Source organism: Pseudonocardia sp. HH130630-07, assembly GCF_001698125.1.
Lineage (GTDB): Bacteria > Actinomycetota > Actinomycetes > Mycobacteriales > Pseudonocardiaceae > Pseudonocardia.
Genome location: NZ_CP013854.1, coordinates 5,903,753 through 5,927,687, shown reverse-complemented (window position 1 = coordinate 5,927,687; position 23,935 = coordinate 5,903,753). Strand labels below are relative to the sequence as shown.

Below are 23,935 nucleotides of genomic sequence, written 5' to 3'. Positions count from 1 at the left end.
CCGATGTCCGAGCACGAGATCGTGATCCGCGGCGGCGAGGTCGCCGACGGGACGGGGGCGCCGCGCCGGCGCGCCGACGTGGGCGTCACCGGGGACCGGATCAGCGGCGTCGGGACCGGCCTGACCGGGGACACCGTCGTCGACGCGGGGGGTCTGCTCGTCACCCCCGGGTTCGTCGACCTGCACTCGCACGCCGACTTCACCCTGGAGGCGTCGCCGTACGCGACGACACAGCTGCACCAGGGCGTCACGACGCTGCTCACCGGCAACTGCGGCTTCTCGCCGTTCCCGGTCGGCGAGAACGGCTCCCGGCACCGCCTCCCGCTCAGCGACGACCCGCTGAGCTGGGACTGGGACGACGCCGCCGGGTTCCGCCGGGCCGTCGAACGGGCCGGGCCCGCGGTGAACGTCGGCCTGCAGGTCGGGCACGGCACGATCCGGCACGCCGTGCTCGGCGGCGCCGACCGCGCACCGACGCCGGGGGAGCTGGCCCGCATGCAGGGCATGGTGGCCGCCGCGGCGGCGGCCGGTGCGCTCGGCCTGTCCTCGGGCCTGATCTACGCACCCGGGCTGTTCGGCACCTCCGACGAGGTCACCGCTTTGGTCCGGACGGCCGCCGAGCACGGGATGCTGTACTCCACGCACGTCCGCAACGAGACCGACCGGGTCGTCGAGGCGGTCGACGAGGCCGTCCGGACGGCGGAGCGCGCGGGTGCCCGGCTGGAGGTCTCGCACCTCAAGTGCATGGGCCGGCCGAACCACGGCGCGGTGCGCGAGGCGCTGGCGCTGCTCGACCGGGCGCGGGAGCGCGGGGTCGACGTCGCCGCCGACGTGTACCCCTACACCGCGTCGAGCACCGGCCTGACCTCCCGGCTGGCGCCGTGGGCGATCGACGGCGGGCCCGCCGCGCTGCTCGACCGGCTGGCGGACCCGGACCTGCGGGCCCGGATCGCGGACGCGCTGCGGGCCCGGTTCGCCCACGACATCGACCCCGGCGGGGTGGTGCTCGCCGAGCTGCCGGACGGCCCGTACTCCGCCGACGTCGGGCGTTCGCTGACCGAGCTGGCCGAGCGCGCGGGCACCGGCCCGGCCGAGGTCGCGCTGGACGTGATCGCCCGGCACCGGGCCCAGGTGGGCATCGTCAACCACGCGATGGCCGAGGAGGACGTCGACACGGTGCTCCGGCACCCGATGGTCTCGGTCGCCAGCGACGGGTGGGTCCTCGAACCGTCCGGCCCCGGGGTGCCGCACCCGCGCAGCTTCGGCACCTTCGCCCGGGTGCTCGGCCGGTACGTGCGCGAGCGCGGCGTGCTGAGCGTGGAGGAGGCCGTCCGCAAGATGACCTCCCTGCCCGCCGGGCGGCTCGGCCTGGCCGACCGGGGCGTGCTGCGCGCCGGGGCCGCCGCCGACGTCGCGGTGCTCGACCCGGCGACGGTCACCGACCGGTCGACCTACACCCGGCCCTGGCAGCTGTCCGACGGCGTGCACGCCGTCCTGGTCAACGGCGTCCCGTCGCTGCTCGACGGGGCCCTGACCGGCCGGGCCGGGGGACGGGTGCTCGGCCGGGCCTGACCCGCGCTCACCGGTCCAGCAGCTGGGCCAGGTGCAGGGCCGGCCGGTCCCGCAGGTCCGCGACCTGGGTGCGGCAGGAGAAGCCGTCGGCGAGCACCACCGCGCCGGGCGCGGCGTCGATCGCGGGCAGCAGGTTCTGCTCGGCGACCGCGACCGACACCTCGTAGTGACCCTGCTCCACGCCGAAGTTCCCGGCCAGCCCGCAGCACCCGGCGAGCGTGCGCACCGTGGCCCCGGTCGAGGCCAGCAGCTCCGCGTCCGTCTTCCACCCGAGGACGGCGTGCTGGTGGCAGTGCGGCTGCGCGACCAGCTCGACGCCGGACAGGTCCGGCGGGGTCCAGTCCGGGGTCCCGGCGAGCAGCTCGGACAGCGTGCGCACCGCGGCGGCCACCGGAGCGGCGTTCTCGTCGCCGGGCAGCAGCTCGTGGATGTCCGAGCGCAGCACCGCGGTGCACGACGGCTCGATCCCCACGATCGGCACGCCGGCCCGGGCGTCCTCGGCGAGCGTCGCCACGGTCCGGCGCAGGATCCGGCGGGCCCCGTCGAGCTGCCCGGTCGTGATCCAGGTCAGGCCGCAGCACACCGAGGACGACGGCAACCGCGGCTCGTACCCGGCCGCGCGCAGGACCCGGACGGTGGCCTCGGCGACCTCGGGGGAGAACGCGTCGGAGAAGGAGTCGGCGAACAGCACGACCGGTCTCCGGTCCGAGGCGACCGGCCGGAAGATCCGCCGGAACGGGCGGCGGGCGAACTCCGGGACCGAGCGGCGGGCGTCGACCCCGGCCAGGCGCAGCAGCAGCGGCCCGACGCCGGGCAGCCGGACCGCGCGGTTGGCCAGGCCGGGGGTCCATCCCGCGAGGCGGGCCCAGAACGGCAGTCTCCCGAGGGTGTAGTGCGAGCGCGGGCGGAGCCGCCTGCGGTAGGTCTGGTGCAGCACCTCGGACTTGTAGGTGGCCATGTCGATGCCCGTCGGGCAGTCCGAGGCGCACCCCTTGCAGGCCAGGCACAGGTCCAGCGAGTCGTGCACGGCCGGGTCGGACCACGCGAGCTCGCCCCGGACGACCTCCTGCAGCACCCGGGCCCGGCCGCGCGTCGAGTCCTTCTCCTCCCGGGTGGCCAGGTAGGACGGGCACATCACCCCGCCGGCCGCGGAGTTGTCGGCCCGGCACTTGCCGACGCCGGTGCAGCGGTGCACGGCCTGGGCGAGGTCGCCGTCGTCGTGCGGGTAGGCCATCGCGAGCTGCCTGCGGCCCAGCGGGAAGGTCCCGGCGACCCGGACGTCGGCGTCGACCGGGTCCGGGTCCACGAGGACACCGGGGTTGAGCAGGTTCTCCGGGTCGAAGGCGTGCTTGATCCCGCCGAACAGGGTGATCGCGTCGGGGGAGTACATGTGCGGGAGCAGCTCCGAGCGGGCCCGGCCGTCGCCGTGCTCACCGGAGAGCGAGCCGCCGAACTCGCCGACCAGCCGGGCCGCGTCGGTGAGGAAGCTGCGCAGCACCGACGTCCCGTCCGGGCGGTCGAGCGGCACGTCGAGCCGGACGTGCATGCAGCCGTCCCCGAAGTGCCCGAACGGCGCCGAGGTCATGCCGTAGGAGTCCACCAGCTCGTCGAACCGGGCCAGGTAGCGGCCGAGCTGCTCCGGCGGGACCGCGGCGTCCTCCCAGCCGGGCCACGCCGGACGGTCGGACGGTGCGCGCCCGGCCAGACCGGCGCCGTCCTCGCGGATCCGCCAGAGCCGGGCCTGGACCGCGGGGTCGGACACGACCGCGGCGTCCGCACCGATCCCGTCGGCCGCGAGCCGCCGGGCCCTGGCCAGGACCTCCTCCGGCTCGTTGCCGGCGAGCTCGACGAACAGCCAGGCCCCGCCGCGGGGGAGCGGCGGGACCGCGTCCGGCCCGCGGCGGTTGCGCAGCACGTCGAGCAGCCGGGAGTCGAGCCCCTCGCAGGAGGTCGGTCCGTGCGCGACGACCGACGGTGCCGCCTCGCCGGCCGCGACGATGTCGGCGAAGCCGAGCACCACCACGACCCGCACCGGGGCGTCCTCCACCAGCTTCACGGTCGCCCGGGTGAGCACGCCGAGCGTGCCCTCGGACCCGACGAGTGCGCGGGTGAGGTCGAAGCGTTCGGGGAGCAGGTGCTGGGCGGCGTAGCCGGAGACCTGCCGGCCGAACCGGTCGAACTCGGTCCGGGCGGTCGCGAGGTGCCGCCCGATCGCGGCCCGCACGTTCGCGACGGTGGCGTCCGCGCCGCTGGTGAACGGCGTGCCGTCGGTGTAGCCGGTGACGAGCCGGTCCCCGGCGGCGGTGAGCAGCTCGAGGCCGGCGACGTTGTCCGAGGTCCGCCCGTAGGCCAGCGAGCGGGATCCGCAGGCGTTGTTGCCGATCATGCCGCCGATCGTGCAGCGGGGGTGCGTCGACGGGTCCGGGCCGAACCGGACGCCGAACGGCGCGGCCGCCCGCTGCAGGACGGCGTGCACGGTGCCGGGTTCCACGACGGCGGTCCGCGCGTCGGGATCGACCGAGAGCACGCGGCCGAGGTGCCGGGAGAAGTCGAGCACGATGCCGCGGCCGACCGCGTTGCCCGCCACCGACGTCCCCGCCCCGCGGGAGGTGACCGGGACCCCGGTCTCCCGGGCCACGGCGAGCGTCGCGGCGATCTCGTCCACGTCGCGCGGGCGCACCACGGCGAGCGGCGGGATCCGGTACAGCGACGCGTCCGAGGCGTACATGCCCCGGGTGGCCTGGTCGGTCCGGACCTCCAGACCCGCACGTCGCAGGGACTGTTCCAGCCCGGCCGAGTCCACGCTCGTCAGTAACATGTTACCGCCCACGGCTAACATGTTACTCATGCCGAGGCTCGAGCTTCCAGCCGATGCGCCGACACTGGCGGCGGGGGTGGCCCAGGCGGTGCGGGACGGGGTGGCCGCCGGTGAGCTCGTCCCGGATCGGACGTACTCCGTCTACCAGCTCGCCGAGCTGCTCGGTGTCTCGCGCAGCCCGGTCCGGGAGGGGCTGCTGCAGCTGGCCGAGGCCGGGCTCGTGCAGATCGCCCGCAACCGCGGTTTCCGGATCGTCCTGCCCGCGGCGCACGACATCGAGGAGATCCTGGAGATCCGGCTCGCGCTCGAACCGCCGGCCGCCGAGCGGGCCGCCCGCCGGGGCACCGACGCCGAGCACGACGCGGTCCGCGAGGCGCTGGCCGGGATGACCGCGGCCGCGGCGCGGGGCGACGAGCCCGCGTTCTGGGCGGCCGACCGGGCACTGCACGACCGGCTGCTGCGGGCGGGCGGCAACGCCCGCGCGGCGGCGATCGTGGAGCGGCTCCGGGCCACGACCGCCCTGCTCGGGCCACCCACGACGGCGAGCGGCCGCACGCTGGAGGAGATCGTCGCCGAGCACGAGCCGGTGGTCGCCGCGCTGGTGTCGCGGGACGGGCCGGCGGCCGGCGCGGCGATGCGCGAGCACCTCGAGCGCACCGGCCGGCTGCTGGCCGGGAACCTGCGCGAGGTGCCGGCCCGGTAGCGGTCCCGGCGGCACCGGATCACCCGGACGGGGTTCCCATCCGGTGTGCCTCGGGTTACGTTGCCCCCGCATAGTGGGGACTGCGCCCACATGGTGCGACCCGAGAGAGGAGCTCAACGATGAGCGAGGCACGGGAGCAGAACGAGAGCGTCTTCACCTGGGCGGCGCCCCCGTTGAAGTTCGGTGACGGCGCGATCGACGAGATCGGGCTGGAGCTCGCGGCGCGCGACCTCACGTCCTGCCTGATCCTGACCGACCCCGGGGTGCGGGGGACCGGCATCCCGGACCGGGTGCTGGACCACGTCCGGGCGGCCGGCCTGAAGTCCGAGATCTTCGACGGCGTGGGTGTCGAGCCGACCGACGAGAGCATCGCCGAGGCCGTCGCCCACGCCCGGGAGCTGGAGTGGGACTGCTACGTCGCGATCGGCGGCGGATCGGCGATCGACACCGCGAAGGCCGTCAACCTGCTGACGACGCACCCCGGCGAGCTGCTGGACTTCGTCACCCCGCCGATCGGTGCCGGCACGGCGCCGTGGCTGCCGCTCAAGCCGCTGGTCGCGGTACCGACCACGGCCGGCACCGGCTCGGAGTCGACCACCATCTGCGTCGTCGACCTGCTGAGCCAGCACCTGAAGGCCGGGATCAGCCACGCGCGGCTGCGGCCGTCGCTGGCGGTGGTCGATCCGCGCACCACCCTGACCCTGCCCTCGGCGGTGACCGCGGCGAGCGGCATGGACGTGCTCTCGCACGCGCTGGAGAGCTACACCAGCGTCCCGTTCGACGCGAAGCCCGCGCCCGCCGACCCGATGCGCCGGCCCGCGTTCTGCGGTTCCAACCCGATCAGCGACGTCTGGTGCGAGATGGCGCTGACCCTGGTGGGCCGGTTCCTCCGCCGGGCCGTCCACACCGGGCGGGACATGGAGGCCAGGACCCAGATGATGCTGGCCTCGACCTACGCCGGCACCGGGTTCGGCAACGCCGGGACCCATCTCCCGCACGCGAACGCCTACCCGATCGCCGGTGGGGCGAAGGGCTACCGGGCCGAGGGCTACCCGGAGATGGTGATGGTGCCGCACGGCCAGGCCGTCGCCTCGACCGCGCCGGAGGTGTTCCGCTGGACGTATCCGGGCCACCCGCAGCGGCACCTGCGCGCCGCGGAACTGCTGTCCGGGCGGACGTTCACCACGACCGACGGCGCCGACGCGCTCGCCGGCGTCCTGTCCGAGCTCATGGCCGACATCGACGTCCCGGTCGGGCTGCGCAGCTTCGGCTTCACCGAGGACGACCTGGAGACGCTGACCGACGGGACGCTCAAGCAGACCCGGCAGCTCGCCGTCGTGCCCCGGGCCGTCGACCGTGACGCGGTGACGACCATCTTCCGCCGGTCGCTCTGAGGGGCGGCGGAGGATCGTGAGCACCTCGAACCCGGACACCGCCACCCAGAGTTCCGACGTGCGGCTGGTCGTCGCGTCCAGCGTCGTCGGCACCACGGTGGAGTGGTACGACTTCTTCCTCTACGGCCTCGCCGCCGGCGTGGTCTTCAACCACCTGTTCTTCCCGGCCGAGGACCCGGTCGTCGGCACCCTGCTCGCGTTCACGACGTTCGCGCTCGGTTTCGTCGCCCGGCCGATCGGCGGCCTGATCTTCGGGCACATCGGGGACCGGCTCGGGCGCAAGAAGACGCTCGTCGCCACGATGATGATCATGGGCGTCTCGACCTGCCTGATCGGGCTCGTCCCGACCTACGACTCGATCGGCGTCCTGGCCCCGATCCTGCTGGTCGTCCTGCGGCTCGCGCAGGGCATCGCGATCGGCGGCGAGTGGGGCGGCGCCGTGCTGATGACCGTCGAGTACTCGCCGGCGAACCGGCGTGGGCTCTACGGCAGCTACCCGCAGATCGGGCTCGCGCTCGGGCTGGTCCTCGGGACCACCGTGTTCGCCGTGCTGGGCGTGGCCATGAGCGACGAGGCGTTCCTCGCCTGGGGCTGGCGGATCGCGTTCCTGCTCTCGGCCGTGCTGGTGATCGTCGGGATGGTGATCCGGCTCAAGATCGTCGACACCCCGGCGTTCCGCAAGCTCGAGTCCGCCGAGCAGAAGGCCACCGTGCCCGCCGCGGAGATGCTGCGGGTCCCGGCCGGACGGCGGAACCTGCTGCTGGGCATGGCCGCCCGGCTGGCCGAGGGCACCGCGTTCAACGCCTGGGCGGTGTTCGTCCTGTCCTACGGCACCCAGACACTGGACCTCGACCGGCAGGACCTGCTGCTCGCCGTGCTCGTCGCGGCGATCGTGATGACGTTCGTGATCCCGATCTGCGGACGGCTGTCCGACACGTTCGGCAGGCGGCGGACCTACGCGGTGGGAGTGGTCCTCACGGCCGTGATGGCGCTGCCCGCGTTCGCCGCGCTGGAGAGCGGGAACACGGTCTGGATCGTCCTCGCGCTGGTCGGCGTGCTCGGGCTGGCCTATCCGGTGATGTACGGGCCCGAGGCGGCGTTCTTCGCCGAGCTGTTCCCGCCGGCGGTGCGCTGCACCGGCATCTCGGTGGTCTACCAGCTGTCCGGGGTGGTGGCCTCGGGCATCGCCCCGCTGGTGCTGGCCTACCTCGTGGCCGCCGCCGGTGGCGGGATCGGCCTGGTGCTGGCGTACCTGGGGGCGACGACGGTCATCAGCGTCGCGGGCACCCTGCTCGTCCGCCGCCGCGACATGCACTTCGACGACGCACCCGCCACCCCCGCGCACGCGCCGTCCTGACCCCCGCGCAACCCGCACTCATGGAGCTTCGGCCTCGTCACACGGGGCCGAAGCTCCATGAGTGCACCGTGGGCGGGGTGGGGACCGTGGCGAGGGGTGGGGATCGTGGGGCGCGCACTAGGATCCTGGCGTGACCGAGGACGGTGAAGAGGTCCGTGCCCCGGCCGGTACCCAGGCGATCGGCCGGGCCCTGCGGATGGTCAAGCTCCTGGCCGAGGAGGGGCGCGAGCTGACCCTCCCGGCGATCGCGGCCCGGCTCGACCTCACCTCCGGCACCGCGCACCGGATCATCCGGGCGCTCACCGCGGAGGGCCTGGTCACCCACGATCCGCAGACGGACAGCTACCACCTCGGTGCCGGCACGGTGCTGCTCGGGCTCGCCGCGCAGCGCGGCTTCGGGCTCGACAAGGCGTTCCCGGTCCTGGAGCGGGTCAACGCCGAGACCGAGGAGTCGGTGAACCTGACCGTCCGGGAGAAGCGTGAGTCGGTCGTGCTGCTGCGGGTCCAGTCGACCCTGCCGCTGCGGTTCGAGCAGAGCACGGGGGCCCGGTTCCCGCTCTACACGACGGCGGCCGGCAAGGCGATCCTGGCCCACTCGCCGGACGCCGCCGGCTACCTCGACGGACTGCCCGAGGAGCTCCCGGCCGTCACCGAGCGCACGCTGCGGCGACGGGCCGATCTCGCCGAGCAGCTGACCGCGATCCGGGAGCGGGGCTACAGCATCGACGAGGAGGAGAACGTCGCCGGGGTCCGGTGCGTCGGGGCCCCGGTGATCGACTCCCGGGGCCGCGCGCAGGCCGCCGTCGTCATCCAGGTGCCGACCGTGCGGATGCCGCCCGCCCGGATGACGGAGCTGGGCGCCCTCGCGATCGACGCCGCCGCCGACGTCGCCCGTTACCTGCCGATCGACCGGTCGCTCTCGCGCTGAGCGGGATCCGGCCCGCCGACCGACTGGACGGCGCTGAGCAGGGCCAGGTGTGCGATGTCGGTGCCGCTGCACCCGCGGGACAGGTCGTTCAACGGCGCGCCGAGACCCTGCAGCACGGGGCCGAGCGCGATCGCACCGCCCAGTCGCTCGGCGATCTTGTAGCCGATGTTGCCGGCGTCGAGGTTCGGGAAGACGAGGACGTTCGCCCGACCGGCCACCTCGGACCGCGGTGCCTTCGCCGACCCGACGGTCGCGACGATCGCGGCGTCGAACTGCAGCTCGCCGTCCACCCGCAGGGCCGGCATCCGCTGCCGCAACCGGGCCGTGGCCGCACCGACCCGGTCGATGCGCTCGTGCCGGGAGCTGCCCAGGGTGGAGAACGACAGCATCGCCACCCTGGGCTCCTCCCCGGTCAGGTCGGCGTGCGTCCCCGCCCCCGCGACGGCGATGTCGGTGAGCTGCTCGACGGTCGGGTCCGGGACGACCGCGCAGTCGGTGAAGGTCAGCTTCCGCCCGTCCCGCAGCACCATGAGGAAGCTGCTGCTCAGCGTGCGCACGCCCGGCCGCAGCCCGACGACGCCGAGCCCGGCGCGCAGGACGTCGGCGGTCGGCCGGCCGGCGCCGGCGACCCCGGCGTCGGCCAGCCCGGCCGGGAGCAGCGCCGCGGCGACGACCAGTGGATCGTCCCGGAGCAGTGCCGGCCGGCGGTCGACCGCGGCGTCGACGACGTCGCGCACGGCCGGGTCGGCGAGCGCCTCACCGACGTCGAGCACGGCGTCGGCGGGCAGCGCGACGCCGGCCGCCCGGCAGGCGACCGACACCGCGTCCCGGGTCCCGACGAGCAGCGGCCGGACCAGCCCCTCGGCGATCAGCGTCGCCGCGGCCCGGACGGCCCTGGGGTCGTCGCCGTCGGCCAGCGCGACGACGGGCCGCCGGCCGGCGAGCGTGTCCACCCACCGCCGCCGGACCGGGCCGGGCAGGGTGCCGGCGGCGTCCACCGTCGTCGCGTCCATGCCGTGCCTTCCGCTCGGGGGTGGGCTCACACGTAGTCGCGGTACTTCTCGAGCATCCGCACCGGCTTGCGCAGGGCGTCCCGCCGGAACGGGTCGCCGAGCTCCCGGGTGCACATGACCTCGACGACGGTGGTGCGCCCGCCGTCCATCTGGGCGTCGACCGCCTTGCGCAGCGCGGGGCCGACCTCGTCGAGGGAGTCGACGACGATCCCGTCGGCCCCCATCGCCTCGGCGATGCCGGCGAAGCTCTCGCTCTCCAGCTCGCCCGCCACGAAGCGGCGGTTGTAGAAGTCGACCTGGTTCTTCTTCTCCGCGCCCCACTGCCGGTTGTGGAACACGACCGCGGTGATCGGGATGTCGTGGCGGACCGCGGTCATGATCTCGCCCATGCTCATGGCCCAGGCGCCGTCGCCGGAGTAGGCGATCGCCGGTCGGTCCGGGGCGGCGACCTTGGCGCCGATGATCGTCGGCAGCGCGTAGCCGCAGTTGCCGAAGCTCATCGGGGCGAAGAACGACCGCGGCTCCTCGAAGCGCAGGTAGCTGTGCGCGACCGAGTTGATGTTGCCGATGTCGGTGGAGACCATGACGTGCGCCGGCATGGCCTTCTCCAGCTCGCGGAGCACCTGGCGCGGGTGCAGCCAGCTGCCCTCCTCCTGCTCCTGCTCGGCGATCATGTCGAGGCTGTACGGGTCCCGCTCGTGGGTCCACTCCGACAGCTCGGTCTCCCACTTCTCCTTCTCCGCGCGGATCGCACCGGCGCGGACCTCGCGGGAGCCGTCGCAGGCGAGGTCCCGGCCGGCGAGGCGCTCGGACAGGGCGGTGGCGGTGGCCCCGGCGTCGCCGCAGATCCCGACCGCGATCTTCTTGACCAGGCCGAGCTTGGTGTGGTCGGCGTCGACCTGGATGACCTTCGCCCCGGCCGGCCAGTAGTCCATGCCGTGCTGGGGCAGCGTCCCGAACGGGCCCAGCCGGGTGCCCAGCGCCAGCACGACGTCGGCCCGCGAGATCAGCGTCATCGCGGCCTTCGAGCCCTGGTACCCGAGCGGCCCGCACCACAGCGGGTGGCTCGCCGGGAAGGAGTCGTTGTGCTGGTAGCTGTTGACCACCGGTGCGCCCAGCCGTTCCGCGAGCGCCCGGCACTGCTCGACGGCGCCGCTCATCACCACGCCGCCGCCGGAGACGATCACCGGGAACTCCGCCGCGGCGAGCAGGTCCGCAGCCTCGTCGAGCGTGCGGGTCCCGCCGGGGCCGCGGTCGAGCACCTGCGGCACCGGGATCTCGGTGGTCAGCTCGCCGTAGAAGTGGTCGCGGGGGATGTTGAGCTGGGTCGGGCCCATCTCCGACATCGCCCGGTCGAACGCCCGGCCGGTCAGCTCGGCCATCCGCGCCGGGTTGTTGACGTGCGCCTGGTACTTGGTGAACTCCTGGAACATCGGCAGCTGGTTGGCCTCCTGGAAGCCGCCCAGTCCCATGCCCATCGTCCCGGACTCCGGCGTGATCATCACGACCGGGCTGTGCGACCAGAACGCGGCCGCGATCGCGGTGACGCAGTTGCTGATGCCCGGGCCGTTCTGCCCGATCACCACGCCGTGCCGGCCGCTCGCGCGGGCGTAGCCGTCGGCCATGTGTGCGGCACCCTGCTCGTGCACGACCGGGATCAGCTCGATCCCGGCCGGGGCGAAGATGTCCATCGCGTCCATGAACGCCGAGCCCATGATGCCGAAGATCTTGGTGACGCCGTTGGCGGCGAGGGTCTCGACGAACGCCTCCGACGGCGTCATCTTCTGCGGTCCGACCTGCTCCGGCACGGCAACCTCCACGTCTTGAAATCCGGTATGACCTGTCTCGATTACCTGGATGTGCTTCGACAGTAAGGACGGCCGTGGCGACCGTCAACGGCTACAGCTCGAAAAGCGAGACGCTGCGTGTTAGTTTTCGGTCCGACGGAGGTGGAAGTCGATGGAGCTCATCCGACCGGCGGAGGGCACGCTGAGCGGGGAGACGCCCGCCCTGCGGGTCATCTCGCTGCTGGAGCTGATCGCGTCGCAGGACCGGCCGGTCACGCTGCCCGGGCTGGTCGAGGCGACCGGCCTGCCCAAGCCGACCCTGCACCGCATGGTCCAGTCGCTGGAGGCGGCCGGCCTGCTGGTCCGCTTCGGCGACGGGCGGCAGTACACCACCGGGGCGCGGTTGCACGGCCTGGCGGAGAACCTGCTGTTCAACGCCTCGCACGGGGGCGGGCGCCGGGTCGTGCTGCGGCACCTGGTGACGACGGTGGGGGAGAGCTGCAACATCACCACGCTGTCCCGGGACGAGGTGATCTACCTCGACCGCGTCGAGACCTCGGAGCCGCTGCGGTTCTACCTCCGCCCCGGCTCCCGGGTGCCGGTGCACTGTTCGGCGAGCGGGAAACTGTTCCTGGCCCAGATGGCGCAGGCCCAGCGGGCGCGGCTGCTAGAGAGCGCGCCGCTGCGCGCCTACACCCCGAACACGACGACCGACGTGCGGGCCCTCTACGCCGAGCTCGACCGGGTCGCGGAACAGGGCTACGCCGTCGACGACGAGGAGTTCCTCCCCGGCCTGGTCTGTGCCGCCGTGCTCGTCCCGTCCGAGGGGAACCGGTCCGGGCTGGGGGTGGCGGTGCAGGCACCCGCGATGCGGCTGTCCGTCGAGCGCGCGCACGAGGTCCTGCCCGCGCTGCGCGAGGCCGCCGTCGCGCTGTCCGAGCTGCCCGCCGAACCGGTGACCGACGGCGCGGACGAGGTCGGCTCGTGAGCGGGCCGGAGACCGGGGTCGCCGTGCGCGAGGTCTTCGGGATCGACACCGATCTCGTCGTGCCGGGCTTCGCCGCGCCCGGCCCGCACGTACCCGAGCGCGACGACTCCTTCCGCTTCCAGCGCGACGTCACCCTCGCGCTGCTCGCCGGGTTCTCCCACGACCGCAGGGTGCTGGTCCAGGGCGGGCACGGCACCGGCAAGTCGACGCACATCGAGCAGATCGCGGCCCGGCTGAACTGGGGCTGCGTCCGGGTCAACCTGGACGGCCAGCTGGGCCGGATGGACCTCGTGGGCCGGGACGCCGTCGTCGTACGGGACGGGACGGCGGTGACCGAGTTCCAGGAGGGCATGCTGCCCTGGGCGCTGCGCCGGCCGATCGCGCTGGTCCTCGACGAGTACGACGCCGGCCGCCCGGACGTCATGTTCGTGCTGCAGCGGCTGCTCGAACGCGACGGCACCTTCACCCTGCTCGAACGCAACGAGGTGATCCGGGCGCACCCGGGGTTCCGGCTGTTCGCGACGGCGAACACGGTCGGCCTCGGCAACCAGGGCGGGCCCTACCACGGTGTCCAGCGGCTGAACCACGCCCAGCTCGACCGGTGGAACATCGTCGCCCGGCTGGACCACCTGCCACCGGCGGAGGAGGTCGCCGTCGTCCGGGCCCGGGTCCCGCGGCTGCCGGTGCACGGCGACCGGGACCCGGCCGCGGCGATGGTCGCGCTGGCGGGGCTCACCCGCACCGGGTACGCGACCGGTGACCTGTCCACCCTGATGTCGCCGCGCACGGTCATCACCTGGGCGGAGAACACGGTGCTGTTCGGGGACACCGCGCTGGCGTTCCGGCTGTCGTTCGCGAACCGGTGCTCCGACGACGAGCAGCAGGTGCTCGCCGAGTACTACCAGCGCTGCTTCGACGACGAGCCGGCGCTCGCCGAGACCGCGTGAACCCAGCGACGGGCACGGCCCTGCGCGAGGTGCGGGCCGCCGAGGAGCTCGCCGCGGGGACCGCGCGGGCCCTGTCCGGCGTGGCCGCCGTGTGGTTCCGCGGGCACCTGCTGTCCGACGGCGAGCGCTTCGGCGCCGCGCTGGCCCCGCACCTGCAGGTCGACGCGGCCCGGGACGACCCGGCCTGCCTGCGCGGTGCGGCGGACGGGGTCGCGATGCAGCTGCGGTACTCCGACCCGGCCCGGCACCGGGCGTACCGGCCGGACACCCCGGTGGCGCGCTACGTCCTGGACCTGCTCGAACAGCTGCGGGTGGAGAGCCTGGTCCCGGACGAGCTGCCGGGCGTGCGGGCGAACCTGCGGCACCGGTTCCGGCACTGGGCCGTCGCCGCGCACGACGCCGGCCTGACCGGCACCGCCGTCGGCCTCCTGCTGCACACCGTCGCCGAGATGGCCCGGTTCCGGATCAACGGCGACCCGAACCCGCCGGAGACCGAGCGGGTCACCGAGGCGCCCCGCTTCGCGCTGGGCCCGCGGATCGGCGCCGACCTCGCGCTGCTGCGCCGCCACCGCGGTGACCAGGACCGCTTCGCCGGGCACGCCCGCGACCTCGCCGAACGGGTCGCGGAGCTGGCCGGGCCGGAGTCCCCGGCCGGGCCCCGGGCCGCCCGGTCGGCCGGGGAGCGGGCGCTGGCCCGGCTGCTCGGCCACGGCGCCGACGACCCGCCCGGTGCGGACGACGGCGACGCCGCGCACGCGACGGCGGGGGAGCGGTCCGGGTACCGGGTGTTCACCACCGCGCACGACCGGCAGTGCCGCGCCGCGGATCTCGTGCGCCCGGCCCGGCTCGCCGAGCACCGCGCCCGGCTCGACGAGCTCCTGGCCCGGTCGCCCGCCGGCCGGCGGGCACTGGTCCGCCGGCTGCGGGCCGAGCTGACGACCCCCGTCGACGACGGGTGGGAGCACGGCCTGGAGACCGGCCGGGTGGACGGCCGCCGGCTGGCCGCGCTGGTCGCCTCGCCCGGCGAGCGCCGGGTCTTCCGCGACGCCGCCACCGCCCCGCTGGCCGACGCCCACGTGACCCTGCTGCTGGACTGCTCGGGCTCGATGCGCCGGCACGCGGAGTTCTCCGCGGTGCTGGTCGACGTGCTCGCCCGCGCGCTGGACGAGGCGGGTGTCCCGTGTGCGGTGCTCGGGTTCACGACGTCGTCCTGGAACGGCGGCCGCGCGCGCCGGGACTGGCACCGCGCCCGCCGCCCGGCCCGGCCCGGGCGGGTCGCCGAGCGGCTGCACGTCGTGCTGAAGGAGGCCGGCGAGCCGTGGCGGCGCGGACGGCACGGGATCGCCGCACTGCTGGCACAGGACCTGTTCCGGGAGGGACTCGACGGCGAGGCGGTCGACTGGGCCGTGCGCCGCACCGCCGGGTCCGGGTTCCGGCGCCGGATCGTGCTCGTCCTGTCCGACGGCGGCCCGGCGGAGAGCGCGACCACGGCCGCCGACGACGACGGGGGACTGCTCGACCGGCACCTGACGGGCGTCGTCGACGCCGCGACCCGGGCCGGGTGCGAGGTGCTCGGGCTGGGCCTGGGCCGCGACCTGGGCGCCTACTACCCGCGGTCGGTGATCCTCGCCGCGGCGACGGTGCCGACCCCGGCCACCGTCGGCGAGGTCGCCGGGCTCCTGCGGCGGTGCCGCCGGTGACCGGCTCAGCCGGCCACCGCGACCGCGGCCAGGCCGACCGCGCCGACCAGCAGCGTCGACAGCGCGCCGAGCACGATCCCGCGCCGCCCGGTCCGCAGCAGAGCACCGATCCGGACCGCGCTGCCCAGCCCGAACAGGGCGGCGGCGAACAGCACGGTCGTCGTGACCTGCACGACCGAGACCACGCCGTCGGGCACGAGGCCCGTGGTGCGGACCCCGAGCATGACCAGGAAACCGACCACGAACAGCGGGACGATCGGCGGCCGGGCCCCGGTGCCGGCGCCGCGGCGGCGCTCCAGCAGGCTCACCCCGGCCACCATCGGGGCGAGCAGCACCACCCGGGTCAGCTTCACGACGACCGCGACGGCGACCGCCGCCGCCCCGGCCGGCGACGCGGCCGCGACCACCTGGGCGACCTCGTGCACGCTCAGGCCGGCCCAGATCCCGAGCTGCTCCGGGCCCATACCCATCGCCGAGCCGAGCAGCGGCACCAGCGCGATCGCGATGCTGCCGTAGAGGGTCACCAGGGTGACGCCGGTCGCGACGTCCTCCTTCTCGGTCTCGCTCACGCTGTCCATGGCGGCGATGGCCGACGCACCGCAGATCGAGAACCCGGTCGCCACCATCAGCCCGAGGCCGCGCGACACCCCGACCAGCCGGCCGAGGGCGAGCGTGCCGAAGAACGCGAGCAGCACCGTCGCGACGACGGCCGCGACCGTCCCGGCGCCGAGCCCGAGCACCTGGCTCAGGCTCAGCTGCAGGCCGAGCAGGACCACCCCGAGCCGGAGCAGCTTCTTCGTCGCCCACTGCAGCCCGGCGCGGGTCGACGCGGGCAGCGCTTGGCCCACGACGACCCCCAGGACGACGGCGACGGTGAGCGCGCTGACCGCGGGCAGCAGCCGGTTGACCGCGAGCGCGGCACCGGTGCCGACCGCGACCGTGAGCAGGCCGGGCCCGACGGCGCGGAGCGTGCCCCGGAGCCGGTCGGCCCTGCTGGTCCGGACCTCGTCGTCCTCGGTCGTCGTCATGCTCCGACGGTGCGCCCGGCCGCGGGACCCCGGTACCCACTGATCACCTTCGACCCCATTCCGCCGCGGAATGTGCAGGGACGGCCATGAGCGAGGACCCCGATCCGGAGACGCTGCGGCTGCTCGTGCTCGTGGGGGAGTGCGGCAGCCTCGGGCTCGCCGCGGCCCGGCTCGGGATGAGCCAGCCGTCGGCGAGCAAGCGGATGACCACACTGGAGCGCCGGCTGGGCCTGCGGCTGCTCGACCGCTCCCGGCGCGGCTCGGTGCTCACCGAGGCCGGTGAGCTCGTCGGCGGCTGGGCGCAGCGGGTGCTCGACGAGTACGCCGCGCTGCGCGACGGCGTGGAGCTGCTCCGTACCCGCGCCACCGCGGCGCTGCGGGTCGCGGCGAGCCTCACCGTCGCCGAGCACCTGCTGCCCGGCTGGCTCGCCGGCCTGCGGCGCAGCGCGCCGGACGTGCGGGTCGGCCTGCAGGTCACGAACTCGACCCGGGTGTGCGAACTCGTCCGCGACGGCGGTGTCGACGTCGGCTTCATCGAGTCCCCGCAGGTGCTCCCCGGGCTGCGGACCCGCACCGTCGGGCACGACCGGCTGGTGCTCGTCGTCGGGCCGGACCATCCGTGGGCCCGGCGCCGGCGGCCCGTCGGACCGGAGGAGCTGGCCAGGACCCCGCTGCTCACCCGCGAGCCCGGTTCCGGCACCCGGGACACCGCCGAGCGGGCCCTCGCCGCGTGCGGGACGACGCCGGTGCCGCCGCTGCTGGAGCTCGGGTCCAGTGCGGCGATCCGCAGCACGGCGGTGACCGGGGCCGGGCCGGCGTTGCTGAGCGGGCTGGTCGTCACCGACGACATCGCCGCGCACCGCCTGGTCGAGGTGCCGACGACCGGGATCGACCTGGAGCGCCGGCTGCGTGCGGTGTGGCGGTCGGCGGCCGCGCCGTCCGGGGACGCGGCCGCCCTGATCGGGCAGGCGCTGCGGTCACAGCCGGCGGGCCGTCCGGGCCCGGCGCCGTCCTGAGCGGCGCGGGCCCCGCCGTGACCGCGGCGGGGCCCGGTGACGGGTCAGGCCGGGACGTGGTCCCGGTCGCCGGTGGGCACGATCCCGTGCGCGCGCAGCGCGCCGGGAATCTGCCCGGGCACGTCGACGACCGTGACCCCGGCACCCCGCAGGGCCTCCACCTTGGACGCGCCGGTGCCCCGGTTGCCGCTGACGATCGCGCCCGCGTGTCCCATCCGGGTGTCCGGGGGCGCGCTGCGACCGGCGACGAAGGCGACCACCGGCTTCGTCATCGTCGCGATGTACCCGGCGGCCTCCTCCTCCATCGCCCCGCCGATCTCGCCGACGAGCACGACCGCGTCGGTCCCGGAGTCCCGGTCCAGCTCGCGCACCGCGTCCAGGGTCGTGGTGCCGAGGATGGGGTCGCCGCCGATGCCGATGAACGCCGACTGCCCGTACCCGGCGTCGACCAGGTTGAGCGACACCAGGGTGCCGAGGCTCCCGCTGCGCGAGAGCACCCCCACCCGGCCGGGCCGGAATATGTTCCGGGCGAAGCCGGGCATGATCCCGACCGAGGACCGGCCGGGCACGACGAGACCGGCGGTGTTCGGGCCGAGCACCTGCGCCCCGTAGGTCCCGGCCTCGGCCAGCACGTACATGACGTCCTGGTAGGGCACGTGCTCGGTGAGCAGCACGATCCGGCGGACCCCGGCCCGGATCGCGTCCAGTGCCGCCGTCTTCGCCGCGAGCGGCGGCACGAACAGCACGCTCGCGTCCAGCCGGTGCTCGCGGGCCGCCTCGGCGACCGAGTCGTACACCGGGACCCCGGCGGCGGTACGGCCGCCCTTGCCCGGGCTCGCCCCCGCGACGACCGCGGTGCCGCACTCGGCCATCCGCTCGGTCCAGAACGAGCCCTGCCGGCCCGTGACGCCCTGGACGATCACGTTGTGCTCGCTGGTGATGATCACGCGGGAACCTCCTCACCGGCGGCGGCGCGCACCGCCGCGCGGACGGCGTCGTCCATCCGGTCGTAGGGCGTGACGCCGAGCCGGTCGGCCAGCAGGGCGACCGCCTCGGCCTCCCCGGTGCCGTGCACCGAGAAGAACACCGGGACGTCCGGCGACAGCTCCTCGATCGCCTGCACCACCCCGGCGGTCATGACGTCGGTGCGCGCGAACGCACCGCAGAAGTTGACCAGCAAGCTCCGCACCCGGGGGTTGCGCAGCACCAGGTCCAGCGCGGGGGTGGCCTTGGTGTAGGCGTCGCCGCCGATCTCCAGGAAGTTCGCCGGACGCCCGCCGTGATGGTGCACGGCGTCCAGCGTGGTCATCGTCAGGCCGGCGCCGTTGGCGAGCACGCCGACGTCGCCGTCGAGCTCGATGAACTGCAGGCCGAGCTCGCGCCCGCGCCGTTCCAGCTCGGTCCCGGCCGGGGCAGCCTGCTCGACGAGCTCCCCGGTGAGCTCCCGGTGCCGGGGCACGGCGCCGGGGTCGAGCGAGATCTTGCTGTCCAGCGCCACGACCTCGCCGGAGCCGGTGAGGACCAGCGGGTTGATCTCGACCAGATCGGCCTCGAGCGTCCGGTAGAGCCGGTACACGGCGAGCATGAGATCGGCGATCCGGTCGACGACGTCGCCGGGCAGGTCGGCCGCGCCCGCGACCAGCTCGCGGCACTCGTCACGGCCGGGCCCCCGGCGGATGTCGATCGGCAGCCGGGCGACCGCCCCGGGGCCGGCCTCCTCGACGTCCATCCCGCCGTGGGCACCGAACAGCAGCAGCGGTCCCTTCGTCGCGGGGTCGTTGAGCAGCGCCGTGTAGAGCTCGCGGTCGATGTCCACGCCCTGCTCGACCAGCAGCCGGTCCACCCGGAAGCCGGCGATCTCGCTGCCGAGCAGCCGTCCGGCCGCCGCGGCGGCCTGCCCGGGGTCGTCGGCGAACAGGATGCCACCGGACTTGCCCCGCTTCCCGGTCCCGATCTGGCTCTTGAGGACGACCCGGCCGCCGACGATCTCGGCGGCCGACGCCGCGGCGTCCACGGTGGACACCACCCGGCCGGTCGGCACCGGGATGCCGGTGCTCGCGAACAGTTCCTTGCCCTGGTGCTCCAGCAGGTTCATCGGCTCACCGTCCGTAGGTCTCGTGGTAGCGGCCCCAGAGCTGGTCCTCGGTCGGGATCCGCTCCGGGATCACCGTGGACAGCCGGGTGATGTTGAGGAAGTGCCGGTAGGACAGGTTGTCGCTGATGCTGTTCCCGGCCCAGGTCCCGGCGCCAATCGTGAGGGTGAAGCCGAGCCCGTTGTCGAAGCCGCCGCCGGTGCCGAAGCAGTGCGCCTGGTTGACCAGTACCCGTGCGACCTCCAGCCGGGCGGCCACCCGCTCGGCCCGGGTGATGTCGGCGGTGTGGATGCCGCAGGAGTGCCCGGCGCCCTGGAAGTCCAGCAGCCGCTGGATGCGGTCCAGGCACTCGTCGAGGTCGGTGAACCGGTAGACGGTGAGGACGACGGAGAGCTTCTCCCCGGAGAACGGGAACTCCGGCCCGACGCCGTCCTCGGTCACCAGGAAGAACGCCGCCGAGCGGGCCTCGGGGGAGTCGAGCCCGGCGAGCTCGGCGATCGTCGCGGCGGACTGCGCCGTCACTGCGGAGCTCAGTTTCCCGTCCGGCCACATGACCCGCTGCAACCGCTCCTTCTCCGCGCCGGTGAGCAGATAGCCGCCCTCGGCCCGCAGCGCGTCGATCGTCGCGTCGTAGCACGCGGTGTGGATGTGCACCGAGTTCTCCGAGGAGCAGCTCGTGGCGTTGTCGAAGGTCTTGCTGCGCCGGATCTTCTCCGCGGCCGCCGGGACGTCCGCGCTGTCGTCGACGATCACCGGTGCGTTCCCGGCGCCGACCCCGATGGCCGGGGTGCCGCTGCTGTAGGCCTGGCGCACGTTGCGCTGCGACCCCGTGACGACGACGAGATCGGCCTGGCGCATGAGCTCGTAGGTCAGGTCCTTGCTGGGCCGCTCCACCATCTGCACGAGGTCCTCCGGCGCCCCGACCTTCCGCAGCTCGGCCCGCATGTGGTCGACGAGCAGCCGGCAGGTCGAGGCCCCCTTGGGCGAGGGGGAGAGGATCACCGCGTTGCGCCCCTTGAGCGCCATCATCGTCTTGTTCGCCGGTGTGGCCGCCGGGTTCGTGGAGGGGCAGACGGCGGCGATCACCCCCATCGGCTTGGCGTAGGAGACCAGGCCGTCCCCGGGGGACTCCTCGATGACGCCGACCGACCGGGCCCCGGTCAGGTCGCGCAGCGTGCCGAGGGTCTTGCGCCGGTTCTTCGCGATCTTGTCCTCGACGTTGCCGAGGCCGGTGTCGGCCACGGCCAGCTCGGCGAGCTCCCTCGCCCGGTCGGGGCGGTAGATCGCCCAGGCCACGCCGGCGACGACGTCGTCGATCCGGTCCTGGTCGTAGCCGGCGGCGACGCGCTGCGCGGAGCGGGCCCGCGCCACGAGCCCGGCGATGACGCTCTCGGCCGGCTCCGGTTCGCTCGCCGGACGCGGAACGGTGGGACTGACGGACATGCGCTGCGCCTTTCGTACGTGGGGTCGGGACCGGGCACTCGTCGCCCGGGGGATCAGAACGGCAGGACGAAGACGGACCAGGTGACGATCGGGATGACGGCGACGAGCGACATCCCCCAGATCATGAGATTGCGGAACACGGCCTTCTGCTCGGATTCCTGGCTGTTCGCGACGATCAGCGCGCCGTTCGTGGAGATCGGGCTGGAGTCGACGACCGACGCCGAGATCGAGAGCGCGACGAGCAGGCCGATCACGCTGACCTCGCCGCCGACGAGGATCGGCACGGCGAGCGGGATCAGGGCCCCGAGGATGCCGACGGTCGAGGCGAAGGCCGAGACCAGAGCGCCGATGTAGCAGACCACCAGCGCGGCGACGATCGCCGCGCCGATCCCGGCCACCGCGGCGCCGAGGTTGTCGATCGTGCCCATGTCCTCGAGCAGCGAGATGTAGGTGATCACCCCGCAGATGAGCAGCACGGCGCCCCAGCTGATGTCGTTCACCGCGCTGCCGCTCGTCCTCGGGAACGCCAGCGTCAGCCCGACGGCGATCGTGACGGCGACGAAGCCGACGTCGAGATCGAGCAGGACGGTCCCCAGCACCAGCCCGACCAGCCCGGTCACGGTGACCCACTGCTCGGTGGTCATCCGCCGGGTGGCCGGTGCGGCCTCGATCGTCGCCACCGGCCCGGGAGCGGGGTGGGTCCCGGAGGTACCGGACGTCACGTCACCGCCGGTCGGCCCACCATCCCGCACCCGCGGCCTGCGCATCAGCTCGCGCCCGCCGAAGAGCAGGAAGGCCACGGCGGCGAGCACGACGTTGAACGCGAACGTCGCCGCGTAGAGCACGAACGGGTCGGTCGGCAGGCCGTTGCGGTCCGCGACGCCGTTGGTGATCACCCCGAACACGCCGATCGGCGAGAAGCTGCCCGCACACGCCCCCTGCACGACCATGATCCCGACGAGCAGGGTGGAGATCCGGTGCCGGGCCGCGAAGCTCAGCCCGATCGGCGCGATGATCGCGACGCCCGCCGCGGAGACCGCACCGACCGAGGTGACCAGCGCGGTGCACAGGAACATCACCCACGGCATCAGCGCCAGCCGGCCGCCGATCATGCGCACCGCACCGTGCACGAGGAGATCGATGGTCCCGTTGCGCCGGGCGATGGCGAACAGGTAGGTGACGCCGACGAGGATGATGAACAGGTCGCCGGGGAACCCGCCGAGCAGTTCGCTCGTCGAGTCGCCGACGAAGGCGAGGCCGACGAGGAAGGTGGCGACGAAGGCGACCGCGCCGACGTTCACCGGTCGGATCATCGCGATGACGAATATGGCGATCAGCACGAGGAGTGCGATCAGGTCGGGATTCATGTGACGGTGCTCCCTGGTCCACGCTGACGAGAGAAACGAGTGATCGACTTCCATTTCCGCGGTGGGATCCGTTCCGGACCGGCCACCACCGGTTCACGGCCCGCGGCGGGACCGGATCAGCGCAGCACCGTCACCCGGAACGACCGCGGCGAGATCCGGATCCGGTCGCCGGAGCGCACGTCGTCGAAGAAGGCCGGGTCGACGCCGGCGACGATGGGGATGCCCGCGGTCACGGCCCCCTGGACCATGACCGGGTTGACGGCGCCGAACACGAGGCCGGACGGCCCCACGCCGAGGCCGCGCATGGACAGGAACGCCCAGCCCGCGGCCACCCCGCCCTGCACCCCGGGCGCGACGAGGATCCGGCCGGCGACCGAGCGGCCCTGCAGCGGGTGCCCGGTGCGCGAGACGATCCCGGTCTCGCGGTCGAGGTCGTAGCGCGCGCTGAACGCGACCGGGCTGACGAGTGCCTCGGCCTCGACGTCGGAGCCGGTGGCCCGGTCCACGGTGTACCCGGTCCGGTGCGCCGCCGTCATCGGGCGGCGACCTTCCCGGTCAGCGCGGCGTCGAGGCACTCGTCGGTGCGGCGCAGCGCGGGTGCGTACCCGTGCGCCCGGATGATGTTGACCAGCTTCGCCGAGTTGGTGACCAGGTTCGTCCAGCCGAAGTGGGCCCGCTGGGCCGCGGGATCCATGACGTACCAGCAGGTGCCGCGCAGGACGATCCCACCGGCGTCGGTGATCGCCGACAGCTGGCCCTGCTCGCGCAGTGCCTCGCAGACCGAGCCGTTCGTGGTGACCAGCAGCCGTACCGAGTCGGCCACCGTGCGGCCCTGCAACCGGTCCGCGATCCGCCCGGCCTCGAAGAACGAGACCTGCGGCCCGCTGAAGACGACGAGATCGACCGGGCCGCCGTCGGGCAGGTCCCGGTGCATGAAGTCGTCGATGTCCGCGCCGGTCACCTCGAACTCGTCGACGACGGTGCGGCCGCCGTTGGCCGCCTCGAACGTCGGGGCCTCCGGGGTGGTGCCGACGACGTGGTACATCGCCATCGACCCGAAGCTGGCGAGGCTGGCGCCGAAGTGCTTGAGCTCGTCGGACAGCGGCCCGTCCCGGTGCACCAGCTCCACGGCCGGGACGTTCCAGTAGCCCCTGGCGCGCTCGCCGATGATGCCGCCGAGGGCGCCCCAGTCGGCGAGGTCCGGCAGCGGCGCGGTGACCCGGACCCGGACGTTCGCCCGCCGGTGGGTGTCGAGGTGGTACCCGTACGCCGGGGTCCGGCCGGTCAGCGCGGCGGCGAGCCCGGCGGCCCCGGACTCGTAGTTGGTCCGCGCGCCGAGCACCGAGTTGGCGTAGGCGACCGTGCCGGTGTCGCCCCAGGCGACGTGCTCGCCGAACCGGGGCTGGTAGACGCTCTGGTAACCGATGCAGGTGTTGACCGTCGCGACGCCGAGGCTGCGCAGCAGCGGGCGGGTCTCGGTCTCCCCGTCGACCAGCTCGGCGGACTGGGCGAGCAGATGGGCCTGCTCGAGGTCGACGGACTGGGCGTTGCGGGTGGTCGGGACGCGTACCCGCAGTCCCGCCGCGGCGAGCCGGTGCAGGTACTCCGAACCGGCCCGGCCGAACACCTCCCGGTCGCCCATGAAGTGCGCGTTGGTGATCTCGACGAACCGCTCGGCGCCGAAGAACTCACCCACCCCGACCTGCTCGCGCAGGACGTCGGCGAGGGCCGCACCGTGCTTGCCGTTCAGGATGTCCCGTTCGCTCGCTGTCAGGTGCATC

19 protein-coding genes are annotated in these 23,935 nt (G+C 74.2%); 9 read left to right on the top strand and 10 right to left on the bottom strand.

The window, feature by feature from the left end; genetic code table 11:
- The first annotated feature begins 3 nt into the window (after nucleotides 1–3).
- Nucleotides 4–1,572 (top strand): N-acyl-D-amino-acid deacylase family protein, encoded by a 1,569-nt coding sequence (locus AFB00_RS27915; RefSeq protein ID WP_068799656.1) that lies wholly within the window; start codon nucleotides 4–6, stop codon nucleotides 1,570–1,572.
- A 7-nt stretch (nucleotides 1,573–1,579) separates the two neighbouring features.
- Here the strand turns inward: AFB00_RS27915 and AFB00_RS27910 are convergent, their stop codons facing one another.
- A complete protein-coding gene (locus AFB00_RS27910; RefSeq protein WP_068799655.1) occupies nucleotides 1,580–4,390 on the bottom strand; it encodes an FAD-binding and (Fe-S)-binding domain-containing protein in 2,811 nt (936 codons plus the stop codon).
- 28 nt (nucleotides 4,391–4,418) lie between these two features.
- Here AFB00_RS27910 and AFB00_RS27905 point away from each other — a divergent pair, with 28 nt between their 5' ends.
- From AFB00_RS27905 to AFB00_RS27890, 4 genes are all read left to right on the top strand, one after another.
- On the top strand, nucleotides 4,419–5,093 hold the full coding sequence (locus tag AFB00_RS27905; protein WP_068799654.1) for a GntR family transcriptional regulator: 675 nt from the start codon (nucleotides 4,419–4,421) through the stop codon (nucleotides 5,091–5,093).
- A gap of 119 nt (nucleotides 5,094–5,212) precedes the next feature.
- Complete coding sequence (locus AFB00_RS27900; protein ID WP_068799653.1) at nucleotides 5,213–6,487, top strand: hydroxyacid-oxoacid transhydrogenase; 1,275 nt, start codon at nucleotides 5,213–5,215, stop codon at nucleotides 6,485–6,487.
- A 16-nt stretch (nucleotides 6,488–6,503) separates the two neighbouring features.
- Nucleotides 6,504–7,844 carry an MFS transporter gene (locus AFB00_RS27895; RefSeq protein ID WP_068799652.1) on the top strand — a complete coding sequence of 447 codons (1,341 nt, stop codon included), beginning with the start codon at nucleotides 6,504–6,506 and terminating at the stop codon, nucleotides 7,842–7,844.
- A 130-nt stretch (nucleotides 7,845–7,974) separates the two neighbouring features.
- Nucleotides 7,975–8,772 carry an IclR family transcriptional regulator gene (locus AFB00_RS27890; protein WP_083275880.1) on the top strand — a complete coding sequence of 266 codons (798 nt, stop codon included), beginning with the start codon at nucleotides 7,975–7,977 and terminating at the stop codon, nucleotides 8,770–8,772.
- Here the strand turns inward: AFB00_RS27890 and AFB00_RS27885 are convergent.
- Both AFB00_RS27885 and xsc read right to left on the bottom strand, forming a co-directional pair.
- Nucleotides 8,739–9,785, bottom strand: a complete 1,047-nt coding sequence (locus AFB00_RS27885) for a phosphate acyltransferase (protein WP_068799651.1) — start codon at nucleotides 9,783–9,785, stop codon at nucleotides 8,739–8,741. The two genes, AFB00_RS27890 and AFB00_RS27885, sit on opposite strands and share 34 nt — an antisense overlap.
- Nucleotides 9,786–9,811: 26 nt before the next feature.
- On the bottom strand, nucleotides 9,812–11,566 hold the full coding sequence (gene xsc / locus AFB00_RS27880) for a sulfoacetaldehyde acetyltransferase (RefSeq protein ID WP_068800749.1): 1,755 nt from the start codon (nucleotides 11,564–11,566) through the stop codon (nucleotides 9,812–9,814).
- 178 nt (nucleotides 11,567–11,744) lie between these two features.
- Between xsc and AFB00_RS27875 the strand changes: the two genes are divergently transcribed.
- From AFB00_RS27875 to AFB00_RS27865, 3 genes are read left to right on the top strand one after another with little or no spacing between them, the layout of a single operon-like run.
- Nucleotides 11,745–12,560 (top strand): IclR family transcriptional regulator, encoded by an 816-nt coding sequence (locus tag AFB00_RS27875; protein WP_068799650.1) that lies wholly within the window; start codon nucleotides 11,745–11,747, stop codon nucleotides 12,558–12,560.
- On the top strand, nucleotides 12,557–13,507 hold the full coding sequence (locus AFB00_RS27870) for an AAA family ATPase (protein WP_068799649.1): 951 nt from the start codon (nucleotides 12,557–12,559) through the stop codon (nucleotides 13,505–13,507). Before AFB00_RS27875 ends, AFB00_RS27870 begins: the two co-directional genes overlap by 4 nt.
- Nucleotides 13,504–15,207, top strand: coding sequence for a cobaltochelatase CobT-related protein (locus AFB00_RS27865; protein ID WP_068799648.1), 1,704 nt, complete (start codon nucleotides 13,504–13,506; stop codon nucleotides 15,205–15,207). The genes AFB00_RS27870 and AFB00_RS27865 overlap by 4 nt, the downstream gene beginning before the upstream one ends.
- 5 nt (nucleotides 15,208–15,212) lie before the next feature.
- Here the strand turns inward: AFB00_RS27865 and AFB00_RS27860 are convergent, their stop codons facing one another.
- Nucleotides 15,213–16,235: a YeiH family protein gene (locus tag AFB00_RS27860; RefSeq protein ID WP_083275879.1), complete on the bottom strand. Its 1,023-nt coding sequence runs from the start codon at nucleotides 16,233–16,235 to the stop codon at nucleotides 15,213–15,215.
- Nucleotides 16,236–16,321: 86 nt separating this feature from the next.
- On the opposite strand from AFB00_RS27860, the gene AFB00_RS27855 reads away from it, so the two are divergent.
- Nucleotides 16,322–17,251 (top strand): LysR substrate-binding domain-containing protein, encoded by a 930-nt coding sequence (locus AFB00_RS27855; RefSeq protein WP_068799647.1) that lies wholly within the window; start codon nucleotides 16,322–16,324, stop codon nucleotides 17,249–17,251.
- 44 nt (nucleotides 17,252–17,295) lie between these two features.
- Here AFB00_RS27855 and AFB00_RS27850 read toward each other — a convergent pair whose 3' ends face one another.
- The 6 genes from AFB00_RS27850 to AFB00_RS27825 all read right to left on the bottom strand — a co-directional run bounded on the left by AFB00_RS27850 (nucleotide 17,296) and on the right by AFB00_RS27825 (nucleotide 23,934).
- Complete coding sequence (locus AFB00_RS27850; RefSeq protein WP_068799646.1) at nucleotides 17,296–18,198, bottom strand: succinate--CoA ligase subunit alpha; 903 nt, start codon at nucleotides 18,196–18,198, stop codon at nucleotides 17,296–17,298.
- Complete coding sequence (locus AFB00_RS27845; protein WP_068799645.1) at nucleotides 18,195–19,346, bottom strand: succinate--CoA ligase subunit beta; 1,152 nt, start codon at nucleotides 19,344–19,346, stop codon at nucleotides 18,195–18,197. The genes AFB00_RS27850 and AFB00_RS27845 overlap by 4 nt, the downstream gene beginning before the upstream one ends.
- 4 nt (nucleotides 19,347–19,350) lie before the next feature.
- Nucleotides 19,351–20,787 (bottom strand): acylating sulfoacetaldehyde dehydrogenase, encoded by a 1,437-nt coding sequence (gene sauS / locus AFB00_RS27840; RefSeq protein ID WP_068799644.1) that lies wholly within the window; start codon nucleotides 20,785–20,787, stop codon nucleotides 19,351–19,353.
- Between the two features lie 53 nt (nucleotides 20,788–20,840).
- A complete protein-coding gene (locus tag AFB00_RS27835) occupies nucleotides 20,841–22,154 on the bottom strand; it encodes an SLC13 family permease (RefSeq protein ID WP_068799643.1) in 1,314 nt (437 codons plus the stop codon).
- 116 nt (nucleotides 22,155–22,270) lie between these two features.
- On the bottom strand, nucleotides 22,271–22,690 hold the full coding sequence (locus tag AFB00_RS27830; protein WP_068799642.1) for an aconitase X swivel domain-containing protein: 420 nt from the start codon (nucleotides 22,688–22,690) through the stop codon (nucleotides 22,271–22,273).
- A complete protein-coding gene (locus tag AFB00_RS27825) occupies nucleotides 22,687–23,934 on the bottom strand; it encodes an aconitase X catalytic domain-containing protein (RefSeq protein WP_068799641.1) in 1,248 nt (415 codons plus the stop codon). Before AFB00_RS27825 ends, AFB00_RS27830 begins: the two co-directional genes overlap by 4 nt.
- Nucleotide 23,935 lies beyond the last annotated feature (1 nt).